Origin of the sequence: Faecalicatena orotica (assembly GCF_905197545.1) — a bacterium.
GTDB classification, from domain to species: Bacteria; Bacillota; Clostridia; order Lachnospirales; family Lachnospiraceae; genus Faecalicatena_A; species Faecalicatena_A orotica.
On sequence record NZ_CAJJZH010000002.1, the window covers coordinates 53,013 to 64,926 of the forward strand.

General features: G+C 46.5%; 10 protein-coding genes and 2 tRNA genes. All 12 read left to right on the forward strand.

Annotated features, from left to right (window positions below):
• The first annotated feature begins 5 nt into the window (after nucleotides 1–5).
• The 12 genes from modB to ABIN22_RS03850 all read left to right on the forward strand — a co-directional run bounded on the left by modB (nucleotide 6) and on the right by ABIN22_RS03850 (nucleotide 11,909).
• On the forward strand, nucleotides 6–710 hold the full coding sequence (modB, locus tag ABIN22_RS03795; RefSeq protein WP_109730659.1) for a molybdate ABC transporter permease subunit: 705 nt from the start codon (nucleotides 6–8) through the stop codon (nucleotides 708–710).
• Nucleotides 711–729: 19 nt separating this feature from the next.
• Nucleotides 730–1,782 (forward strand): sulfate/molybdate ABC transporter ATP-binding protein, encoded by a 1,053-nt coding sequence (locus tag ABIN22_RS03800; protein ID WP_346906703.1) that lies wholly within the window; start codon nucleotides 730–732, stop codon nucleotides 1,780–1,782.
• 121 nt (nucleotides 1,783–1,903) lie between these two features.
• Nucleotides 1,904–1,976 (forward strand) — tRNA-Ala (locus tag ABIN22_RS03805).
• A 36-nt stretch (nucleotides 1,977–2,012) separates the two neighbouring features.
• Nucleotides 2,013–2,084, forward strand: a tRNA-Asn gene (locus tag ABIN22_RS03810).
• 212 nt (nucleotides 2,085–2,296) lie between these two features.
• The gene (locus tag ABIN22_RS03815; RefSeq protein WP_346906705.1) at nucleotides 2,297–2,707 is read left to right on the forward strand and encodes a YbaN family protein; all 411 of its coding nucleotides are present in this window, start codon (nucleotides 2,297–2,299) and stop codon (nucleotides 2,705–2,707) included.
• Between the two features lie 90 nt (nucleotides 2,708–2,797).
• The gene (locus ABIN22_RS03820) at nucleotides 2,798–4,915 is read left to right on the forward strand and encodes an NlpC/P60 family protein (RefSeq protein ID WP_346906707.1); all 2,118 of its coding nucleotides are present in this window, start codon (nucleotides 2,798–2,800) and stop codon (nucleotides 4,913–4,915) included.
• Between the two features lie 161 nt (nucleotides 4,916–5,076).
• Nucleotides 5,077–6,294 (forward strand): helix-turn-helix domain-containing protein, encoded by a 1,218-nt coding sequence (locus ABIN22_RS03825; protein ID WP_109730656.1) that lies wholly within the window; start codon nucleotides 5,077–5,079, stop codon nucleotides 6,292–6,294.
• A gap of 95 nt (nucleotides 6,295–6,389) precedes the next feature.
• The gene (locus ABIN22_RS03830; RefSeq protein ID WP_346906709.1) at nucleotides 6,390–7,919 is read left to right on the forward strand and encodes an alpha-N-arabinofuranosidase; all 1,530 of its coding nucleotides are present in this window, start codon (nucleotides 6,390–6,392) and stop codon (nucleotides 7,917–7,919) included.
• Between the two features lie 47 nt (nucleotides 7,920–7,966).
• On the forward strand, nucleotides 7,967–8,575 hold the full coding sequence (locus ABIN22_RS03835; protein WP_346906711.1) for a hypothetical protein: 609 nt from the start codon (nucleotides 7,967–7,969) through the stop codon (nucleotides 8,573–8,575).
• Nucleotides 8,576–8,588: 13 nt separating this feature from the next.
• Nucleotides 8,589–10,019: an MFS transporter gene (locus ABIN22_RS03840; protein WP_118619845.1), complete on the forward strand. Its 1,431-nt coding sequence runs from the start codon at nucleotides 8,589–8,591 to the stop codon at nucleotides 10,017–10,019.
• A 1-nt stretch (nucleotide 10,020) separates the two neighbouring features.
• A complete protein-coding gene (locus ABIN22_RS03845; RefSeq protein WP_346906713.1) occupies nucleotides 10,021–10,968 on the forward strand; it encodes a nucleoside hydrolase in 948 nt (315 codons plus the stop codon).
• 17 nt (nucleotides 10,969–10,985) lie between these two features.
• Nucleotides 10,986–11,909, forward strand: coding sequence for an ROK family protein (locus ABIN22_RS03850; RefSeq protein WP_118619849.1), 924 nt, complete (start codon nucleotides 10,986–10,988; stop codon nucleotides 11,907–11,909).
• Nucleotides 11,910–11,914: the final 5 nt, after the last annotated feature.

An 11,914-nucleotide genomic window follows, 5' to 3' on the forward strand; every position in this document is an offset into this window, starting at 1 on the left:
CGGAAATGGATGAGATTATAGAAATCATAAAGGAACTCGACTGGAGTCCGTTGTACATATCTCTGAAGACAGGAGTAGTTGCGACGATTATTTCATTCTTCCTGGGAATCTATGCGGCCAGAAAAGTACTGAAGGCGGGGCCGAAGATGAAGGCGGTAGCAGACGGGATTCTGACACTGCCTATGGTCCTGCCTCCGACGGTGGCAGGTTTCTTCCTTCTTTTGCTGTTCAGCCGGAGAAGACCGCTTGGCATTTTTTTATTTGAGACCTTTGACCTCAAGATTGTGCAGACGTGGACCGGCTGTATAATTGCCGCGACAGTGATTGCTTTCCCACTGATGTACCGCAATGCACGGGCTGCATTTGAGCAGATCGACGTAAACCTGATCTATGCGGCGAGGACGCTGGGGATGAGTGAGACCGCGATCTTCTGGAAGGTGGCCGTTCCGTCCGCGGGACCAGGCATCATGTCGGGGACGATCCTGACATTTGCGAGGGCGATGGGCGAGTACGGGGCTACCTCCATGCTTGCCGGAAACATACCGGGCAAGACGGGGACGATATCCCAGAGAATAGCGATGGTCATACAGGACGGAAATTACCTCACTGCAGGCGTCTGGGTTGTCATCGTGATGCTGATTGCATTTGGGATCATATTTCTGATGAACTTGTTAAGCGGTAAAAATATGAAGCACATAAAGCGCTGGTAGGGACGGGAGAAGTTAAGCAATGGCTGTTGACATAACATTTCAGGAAAAACTGGGGAATTTTACACTCAGTATGAACTTAAAGAGTGAGAGCCGACGGATCGGGATACTGGGTGCCTCAGGCTGTGGGAAAAGCATGACGCTAAAGAGTATAGCGGGGATTGTAAAGCCGGATACGGGGAAGATAGTGATTGATGATAAGGTACTGTTTGACTCGGCACATAAAGTAAATTTAAAGCCCCAGAACAGGAAAGTCGGATATCTGTTCCAGAATTATGCCTTGTTTCCTACGATGACTGTAAAATCCAATATCGCAGCAGGGCTGAGGGGGACGAAGCAGGAAAAAAGTAAAAGGGTCTGTGAGATGCTTAAGAAGTTCCAATTGGAAGGTCTGGAGGACCGACTTCCGGGGGAACTGTCCGGGGGCCAGCAGCAGCGTGTCGCGTTAGCCAGAATCATGGCATATGAACCGGGGGTGATCCTTCTGGACGAACCGTTTTCGGCGTTGGATGTGTTCCTGAAGGACCGGCTCCAGCAGGAAATGATTGAAATGCTGGAGGATTACAAAGGTACAGTCATACTTGTTTCACACAGCAGAGATGAGATATACCGGTTCTGTGAGGAACTTCTCATCATGGATGCCGGGAAAGTAATCTGTTTCGGCAAAACAAAGGAGATTTTTGCGGATCCGCAGTGGAAGGAAGCCGCACGGCTGACCGGATGCAAGAATATCACCAATGTAAACCGTCTGGATGATAAGACACTCGAAGTCCCGGACTGGGGGATACGCCTTAAACTGAAAAGAAAGGTCCCGGAAGATATATGCTGCATCGGATTTAGAGCCCATGAATTCATACCTGTTTGGGGGAAACCGACTGTAAACAGCCTTCCTGTGAAACTGGGCAGTATGGCTGAGCTTCAGTTTGAGAGGAAGTATTTTCTAAAAGGCTGCAGCGGGGATATGGAGGAAATATGCTGGTTTGTGCAGAGAGAATGGTGGGACAGGCTTGACGAAAAGGGCCTGCCGGATTATCTGGAGATACCGGAGGATAAAATACTGCTGCTGAAAGGGTAAAGGCCTTTCAGCAGACATTTCAATTCCCAGGGGAAAAAATAAAAGAAATATTTGAAAATATATTGACATAATTCGTATAATATGATATTTTATAAAAGTTGTTAAAAGCAATACACTTTTCGGGGGATTAGCTCAGTTGGGAGAGCGCCTGCCTTGCAAGCAGGAGGTCACGAGTTCGAATCTCGTATTCTCCATTTCGTTCCAGTTTGGAACAAATCAAATTCATATAATCCTCGATAGCTCAGTGGTAGAGCATTCGGCTGTTAACCGAAGGGTCGTTGGTTCGAACCCAACTCGGGGAGCTTAAGAAGCATCTCATAGACATTAAGTTTATGGGATGTTTTTGTATTATATAGAAAAAACAGATATTATGAGAAAAATTCTCAATTATATCTGTTTTATTTTTTTCAAAATATAGTATTATTAATATACAATGTTAGGCAAAACTAACCAATCTGTAAAATGGATTGGGGTACAGGTCATTTTTAAGATGGCATATGAAGGAGGATCATTTATGAAGAAGAACCCACTAAAAATTTTCTGGATCATTTTAGGATTTCTGACACTCGCTCTGGGGACGGTCGGCATAGTCCTGCCGATTCTGCCTACAGTGCCTTTTTATATGGCGACGGTGTTCTGTTTTGCAAAAAGTTCGAAACGTCTGCACAGTTGGTTTCTGCAGACAAAACTGTATCAGAAGCATCTGGAGAGCTTTGTTAAGCAGAAAGCGATGACAATGAAAACAAAGTTTTCTATCATAGGGACGGTGACGGCTGTCATGGCGGTCGGATTTATTATGATGAGTAATGTCCCTGCCGGAAGAATCTGCCTGGTGGTTGTCTGGATATGCCATGTACTGTATTTTTTCCTGCGGGTGAAGACTATAAAACCGGAATCAGATCGAGAAATAAGATTGCAATTATAAACCGCCGGGAGTACAATAAAAGGATAGAGATCATACGGAAGATTACGCAGGAAAGATTCCGGTTTAGAACGGCGGGAGGAATTAATTAGGATGAAGGCAAAAGAATACAAGAGAGTTCTGGCAGCAGTATTATCAGCTGGCATGATTACGGTACAGGCAGCACCTGTACTGGCAGCGGATATATCAGGCGGACAGACAGCGGGTCAGGCGCAGGCAGAGGAAAGTGGTAAGGCAGAACTTCCAAAGCAGGCTTTGACAATTGACGGTACAGAGACGATGGTCGATATTTCAGAAGAGGTCCTTGCCATGCTGGAGGATGGTTCTGTTTACCTGGATGAGGAGACCGGATATCTGCTCGATAAAGAGACAAAGATAAAAGTCGATCCGGTAACCGGCGAACGTGAAGATGAGAAGGAACAGGGCAGCACGGGCAGCGAAGGAGAGCCAGAGAAGCCGGAGGGCAGTACTCCGGGAGATAAAGACGAAGGCGGTAAGGGCGACGGTTCCGGTTCTGTCGAAGAAGGGAAAGGTGACGGCCAGAACGGCAGCAGCTCAGGCGATGAAAATCAGAATCAGGATGGTTCTGTAAACGAAGGCGGAAGCACACCGGATGATTCTATTTCACCGGAAGATCCGGCTCAGTCAGAGAAACCGTCAGATGCTGAAGGAACAGAGGACAAAAAAGAAGATGACAGTAAGAAGCAGGAGGCGGAAGATGCGAATAAGCCGTCTACAAATGCAGCACTGATAGCCGGACAGCAGATCATACGGATTCCAAATGTAAAGAAGGATTTCCGGCTCTGGACAGTGGCAAGACGATATGCATTTGCCCGTACATCCGTGAATGTCAGGGAAGAGATGACAGCAGATGCACGTGCTGTAGGTTCTCTTAACAAGGACGGGCTTTTATATGTCCTTCAGGAGGAAAAAGGCGGCTGGCTGTATGTGGAGTCAGGTACTGTCAGGGGATTTGTGAAAGCGGATGAGGTTCTGCGTGGTGATGATGCACAGAAGCTTTTGAAGGAATTCCAGAATCAGGCAAAGGAAAAGGCTGAGAAAGAGAAAAAAGAGTATACCGGAATTGAGACTGTCGTCACTCTTGCAAAGGAACTTGTTCCTCAGGGTGAGAATGAGGCATTTTTACATACACATGCGACTGTGAATAGGACAGTGGTGGACAAGAAATATGCGCTGACCACAATCGGCCTTTTGAATGTGAGAGAAGGCAAAGGAATGAATTCCCGTATTGTCGGAACACTAAAAGCGGACAGTCTGTGCTATATCCTCGCCGATGAGAATGAGGAGTGGGTATATGTAGAATCAGGCGATGTCAGGGGATTCGTAAACAAGAGATATCTGAAGACCGGAAAAGATGTGGACAGGCAGATCGAAAAAAGTGGGGAGGATAGTTTCCCGACTGCGAGTGAGATTATTGAACCGGAGAACAATCAGGCATGTTATTATACGCTGACTTCCGTGAAGTCGGGCGTACCGGGAGCGGAAGTGAGAGAGTCTCTGGTAGAGTATGCCTCACAGTTTATTGGCAATCCCTATATCTGGGGCGGGACCAGCCTGACAGAAGGGGCGGACTGTTCCGGATTTGTACAGAGCATCTATAAGCAGTATGGTTATGACCTTCCGAGAGTGGCTGAGGACCAGGCACAGTACGGAACGAAGATTCCGGTCGGGGATGCAAAGCCCGGTGATTTGATTTTCTATGCAAAGGACGGACATATCCACCACGTAGTAATTTATGCCGGAGACAGCAGGACAGTCGAAGCGATGGGAACTGATTATGGGATCGTACAAGGCAGTGTGGATAAAAACGAGGCAGTCTGGGCGACACGTGTACTGGATGACAGTAGTTACGCATATGCAGGCAGCATCGGGGAGGTAAATGCCACGGATGATATGTACGGTGAGGACCTCGGTAATTTTGAGCTGACTTATTATTGTTCCTGTGAGATCTGCTGCGACGTGGAGACCGGGATAACTGCGACAGGGACACCGGTTGTGGAAGGCCGGACGATCGCGGTTGATCCGGATGTGATACCTTATGGAACGAAGGTCATCATAGGGGGACATGTATTTACAGCAGAAGACTGCGGCGGAGCTATAAAAGGGAAACATATTGATATTTACGTAAATGACCATGAGAGGGCACTCTCGATGGGAGTGAATCAGGCACAGGTCCACCTTGTAAAATAAAAGAGGCTGTTCATTCCCGCCGGAGGCGGGGAGTGATAGAACAATATACAATAGGAAAAAGAGATATGTGATGCCCAGGCGGCACATATCTCTTTTTTGTTGGTATTCTGTGTGTTATGCATTAGAATATATGTAAAAGATTGATAAAAGAGGAGATAGAGATGTCAGATTTAATGAGAAAATTAGAACTTTTGTGGGGATTACCGTTATTCTATACCTCCGATGAAGAGATGGATGTAAAAAGCTTCGGAACATTTCTGGACCAGGAAAGCCCCTTCCTCCACTCTGGAGAACTGGCCCGGTATTTAATAGAGAAAAGCCGGAAACAGGATATCCCTGTGATCTATAAGGATGATACAAAGGTCTATTTTGCTGCAGTGAAATCTGGGGGAGGTTATTATCTCACAGGACCAGTCTGTACGGAGGAGTTAAGCTATGAGGAAATTCACAGCTACTACAAAGCATATCATATCAGCCATGAATATGAGAAGCCGCCGGTTACAATATCACTTCTCAAGATACTGAACTTTGTCAGCTTTCTCTATGAGCTTCTGGAAAATGTAAGTCTGGGCGTGGACACTTTGATGGTCGGAAATAATCTGGCCGAAGATAAAAAAGAACTGAATGAAAAAGAAGATGCCATGATGGAGCTGCGAAAGATAGATGATGAAATATACCACCATACATACCGGGAGGAGCGATATGTGATGGACTGCGTGCGTGAAGGAGACACGAAACATGTTCTGGAGCGCATGGATGCCCTTGTCGAGGGCGCAGGGATGCTGTCTGTGAAAAGACTGAACCACCAGCGGAATTTGGCGATTGTTTCCGTGACAGCCGTGACAAGAGAAGCGATTGCAGGAGGCGTATCCCCGGCAGAGTCATACCGGTTAAGCGATTTATATATTAACCGTATCGACCGATGCACAAGGATGGACCAGATGGTGGAGTATATGCGCAGAAGTGTGCTCGACTTCACGAAACTTGTGGCAGAAACGAAGGAGAAAAAGGCCTCTTCCAATTATACAGAACAATGCAGGGATTACATTCACCAGAATTACCACCATAAAATTTATCTGGAAGATGCGGCAAGGGCAATCGGTATCAGCCCGGGGCACCTTACGAGGGTTTTCCGCAGTGACACCGGAATGAGTGTGCAGGATTATATTCAGAAAGTCCGTGTAGAGCGCGCAGCCAACCTGTTGAAGTATTCAGAAGCAAGTCTGTCAGAAATCAGCGATTATGTGTGTTTTTATTCCCAGAGCCATTTCGGGAGCGTATTTAAAAAATATATGAAGATGACACCCAGACAATATAGAGAAAAGTATAAGCAGAAAGAATTCCGTTCAGAGGATACAGGAAATGGAGCAAATATGTAAGTAAGATGTTCGGATTTTGACAATAATGCTGTTATTTTAATATAAAGTTCCTGCTTTCTTAAGTACAATATCAATAACAGATAGAGGAGGAAAACATGAACACAGTTGAAATCAAGATTGACAGTAAGAAAGGTAAAATCAGCAAAGAGCTTCACGGACATTTTATCGAATTCCTTGGCAGTTGTATTTATGACGGAATATGGGTGGGTGAAGAGTCAAAGATCCCTAATTACAACGGTCTGAGAAAAGACGTGGTGGATGCCCTGAAAAGGCTGCAGCCTCCGGTTATCCGATGGCCGGGCGGATGTTATGCAGACACCTACCACTGGCGAAATGGAATCGGTCCGGGAAATGAGCGTCCAGTAACCTATAATGAGAATTTCGGGACCTATGAACTGGATTCCAACCAGTTTGGAACGCATGAATTTATGAGGCTGTGCGAGCTTACGGGGGCCAGACCCTGGCTGAACATTAACATGATGACTTCCGGTACAGAAGAAATGCGGGAATGGATGGAGTACTGCAACAGAGAGGATGAAACTTCACTTGCAAAAGAGCGTAAGCAGAACGGGGCAGAGAAACCCTTTGGCGTGGAACTATGGGGAATAGGCAACGAGGTCTGGGCAGGCGGCGGATGTATGACACCGGAAAGCTATGCGAATGAATACCGGAAATATGCTTCTGCGTTTCCCAACTTTATTTCTTTGGAGAACGGCGGGAAACCTAAGACAGAAATGAAGAGAATCGCATCAGGACCGGACGGGAACAAGCCGAAGGAACGAGTGGAATGGACGAAGCAGTTTTTTCAGGAGCTTGGAAAATTCAGAAGGCCGCCTTTGGACGGATACGACTTACATTTTTATAACTGGAATCTGGAAAATCTCGAACAAAAGGAAACCGAATTTGATGAACGTGACTGGGACCTGGTGATTACGGGATGTCTGGAGCTTGATGAAGTGATACAGGAACAGGCGGCGCTAATCCGTGAGGGAATCGAGGCGCTTCCGGAGGAAGAAGGATTTTTTAAGACTCCAAAGCCGGACTGTGATTTGATCATAGGAGAATGGGGCAACTGGCATGGAGCCGCTTTTTCAAACAGACCGGCTCTGTACCAGCAGTGTACAATGCGCGATGCTATTACAACGGCGCTTACTCTGGATATCCTTCATAAAAATTGTGAGAGCGTGAAAATGGCGTGCGTAGCACAGACTGTCAATGTGCTGAATTCCTTATTCCTTACGGAAGGCGAAACATGCATACTGACACCGAATTACGATGTATTCAATATGTACAAAGTGCACCGGGAAGGCTTAGGCTTGGAAACAGTCGGAGAGACATCTGATAAAACATTTATTTTTGCTTCTGAGAAAGAGGAAGGAATTTTTGTGAACCTGATCAATGCTGATATGGAAAAAGATCAGGAAATCGTGATTGCGTTTTCAGATGAAGTACAGTATGTGTCCGGGCAGATCCTTGAAAGTGAAGATCCCCACGACTGCAATACAAAAGAGGAACCGGACAAAATCCGTGAAAAGACAGGAAAGGCGCCGTCCCGCAGGGAGAATGATTTTGCAGTGCGTCTGCCAAAGGCTTCCATACAGGTTATGCATTTTGTAAGAAAATAAGAGTAACAGGACGATTATGGTTCCTAAAAGGGGAACAGGAGGAAATAATGGCTCAGTTTCAGGATAAAAAGAAGGAATTTGCAGCGTACCGTATGCTGCTGGCAGGCGTAAATCTTGTATTAGATATGGCGATTGTACTTTGCGCCGCAATATTGATGCCACAGATGAGTGCATTTGCCATGTGCCTGATCTGCTTTGTGGTCGCAGCCGGATCACTGATTTTTCAGATTCGTATCGACCACACGCTGATCTTCACCGGACAGTTTCTGGTTGAGGACGGTGATTCCCTTTATGCAGTGATTGGAACGTTTGGACTCGGTTTTGGCAGGCGTCACCGCAGGAAACGGCAGGTCAATGCCTATCGTTATTACTATATGGACAGCGTCAGGGAGACAGTCAACAGGTCGTACGGTATCCGTGTGAAAGCGGATGTCTGGACGGCCGTTAACAACATCATCGATGCAGATCAAAGCGTCTTTGGCACACCGGGGGCCATGAAGCAGCTTTTGATGGAACAGGGAAAGAAGAAGACGGTTGTGTTCCGCATAGAACATAACCTGACAGAGAAGGAAGAAACACGGCTTCTGAAGGAGCTTTATAACTTAAAGGAGGCAGCAGGCACGATGAAGCCGGTTACTGCCGCAGCAGGAGAATAGAGGAGGAAGAAAAATGCAGCAATTAAAACACGAACCGTCATATTATAAAACAACTAGCTTTAAATGGAGACAGCGTATCGGATTCGGAATCAGTGACTATGCCTGTAATCTGGCGTATCTGCTGGCAAATACATACTTATTGTTTTACTATACGAACTGTGCAGGCATCTCTGCCGGTGCCGCAGGATTTATGTTTGTTATTACAAAATTTATTGATGCCCTGACAGACTACATGGTTGGATCATTTGTAGATCATACAGATACTAAAATGGGACGTTACCGCCCGTGGATGCTGGCAGGCGCTCCTGTGCTTGCAATTGGAATGGTTCTTCTGTTTTCTGTTCCTACCGGCTGGGGTGCAGGCTCCAAACTGGCATGGGCTTACATTACATATATCATTTTTTCATTTGGCTACACGCTGGTAAATATCCCGATGGCGCCGATTGTAACAGCATTATCACCGGTACCGTCAGAGAGAACGAATATTGCAACAACACGTATGGTTTTCGCAAACCTGGGATCACTGACTTCTTCCCTGTTTGTCATTCCAATGGTTTACTTCTTTGCAGGGTCTTCTGATGCAACAGGCGCTGCCCTTGCAGCAGGATACAGAAACACCAATATTGTACTGGGAATCATTGTCGTAGCAATCATGTGCATCTGCGTTTTCAGTACTGCGGAAATCAACCCGCCTACACAGTCTGCACAGAAGACGTCTTTTTTGCAGGATATGGGCAACGTATTTAAAAATAAATATTACATTATGCTTCTGTTCCTCGTATACTTCCTGTTCGTAGGTTATCTGGGAATGTATGGTGCGATGCAGTATTACTATAGTTATATTGTCGGCGATGTGAGTGCGATGCCGACAGCCTTATCCCTCTTGACGATACTGGCAATTCCAACGATGCTGCTTGCTGCATTTTTGAATGGAAAAGGGATTCACAAGGTAAAACTGATGCAGTTCGGCGCTGTCGTGGATGCAATCGGTTACGGTGTATTATTCTTTACCTCAAACGGAACCGTAGCGACAATCGCACTGGCTGTCATCGGACTTGGATTTGGATTCCGTTCCAGTATGTTCTACTCCATGATGCCGGACATCTTCGATTACACAGAATGGAAATGCGGAAAGAGTCTTGCGGGTACGCAGACTGCTATCTCCGGTTTCCTGAATAAACTTGCAAGTGCGTCGGCTTCAGCCATTGTATCCGCTCTTCTCGTATGGGGCGCATATGATGCAGGCGCTATGGATAAAGCACTCTCGGCAGGACAGAACCTTGCACAGATGTTTCCAAAGACCCAGACAGCGATTAACTTTGCGTTCGGAGGACTGTCACTGGTGTCAACAATTATTGCCATCATCGTTCTGATTCCTTATGATCTCGATAAGAAGTATCCGGAAATCCGTGCGGAACTGGATAAACGGCAGATGGCTGATTAAAATGGTTATGAAAGGAGAAGTCATGTGGGATTACGCATATACAGTTCCGGAAAATAAAAAAGTAAGGGTCATTGTGCATACAGATTGTAAAAATGAGGCAGATGACCAGTTTGCGGTGGCACATCATCTGATGACCCCGAGATTTGATATCAGAGGCATAGCTGCCGGACACTTCTGTAAGAATCCTCAGGAATATGGGGAACTAGGCACTGCGCAGGCAAGCTATGATGAAATATTGAAAGTTATGGAATTAATGGGTGTGAAGGATCAGTGTCCTGTCGTTCTGGGTGCTCCCAAAGGATTGGAAGACGAGCATACACCGATCGACAGTCCTGCAGCACGCTTCATTATACAGGAGGCGATGAAAGAGGATGCGCGTCCGCTGTACGTCGCCTGCCAGGGTGCGGTCACGGATGTGGCTTCGGCACTGCTTCTTGCACCAGAAATTGCGGACCGCATGACTGTCATCTGGATTGGCGGAGGAGATTATCCAGAGGGCGGGTTCGAGTTTAACCTGCTCATGGATATACATGCCGCAAACGTGATTTTTTCTTCACATGTACCGCTGTGGCAGGTACCGAAAAGCCTGTATAAAGTCATGGCAGTTTCTCTGGCTGAGCTGCAGATGAAAGTCCGTCCCTGCGGGAAAATCGGGAAATATCTGTTTGAACAGATGGTGGAATTTAACCAAAAGGCGGCAGCTTATGAGATGGAATGGCCCCACGGGGAAATCTGGGGACTGGGGGATCAGGGAACAATCGCGGTCCTCATGGAAGAGTTGGAGAAGGTAAGCTATGATTTAGTTCCCGCACCGCGAATTGCAGATGATATGACTTATATTCACGGGCAGAATAACCGGGAAATCCGTGTGTACAAATATCTGGATGCCCGGCTGACACTGGAAGATTTCTTTGCAAAGCTTTATATCAACTTTGGAAATGAAAAGTAACATGGAAGGTTAAGAACATGAAGAACTATCTTGTATTTGATGCCGGCGGTACCTTTACGAAGTATGCCATGATGGATGAGAATGCCATTATTCTGGAAAAAGATAAGGTACCTACCCCGGCTTATGAGAACCATACAAAAGAAGATTTCTATCAGATTCTGGATTCCGTTGTAGAAAAATACAGGTCCCGTATATCGGGGATTGCCGTCAGTATGCCGGGAATGCTGGATAACAAGACAGGGTATTGTGTGACGGCAGGATACCTGCCTTACCTCTGCGGCAGTTCCGTGGCAGTGGAGCTGTCTAAGCGGTATGGAATGCCTGTGAGTGTGGAAAATGATGGGAAATGTGCTGCCCTGGCTGAATACTGGAAGGGAAGCCTGAAAGATTGTACGAACGGGGCCGTGGTAGTTCTCGGGTCCGGCGTCGCAGGGGGAATTATCCTAAATGGCAGGATTTACCGGGGGAACCGCTTTACAGCGGGGGAATACAGCTATATTTGCACGAAAGACGATCTGCCGCAGGAAATGGACAGCTACTGGGGGATATCGGGAGGGGCACAGGGTCTGGCCCGGGCAGTGGCAAAGTATACAGGTGTGGATTGGGAAAGTTATGACGGCATCAGCATATTCAGCATGGCAAACGAGGGAGACGAGCTTGTTTTAAAGGGGCTGAAGGATTATACAGATGCCCTTGCTGTCCAAATTTATAACCTGAATATTCTCCTTGATTTAGACATCATTGCAATCGGAGGGGGAATCAGCCAGCAGCCTTTGCTCCTGGAATATGTAAACAAAAGTATGACAGAACTGACAGGGAAGATCCCGTTGAGAAGCGTCAGCCCGTATGTACCGGTACCGCGAATTACAAATTGCAGATATTATAATGATGCGAATCTGATCGGGGCATTGTATCATTATAGAAATATTTATAACTCATAACCATG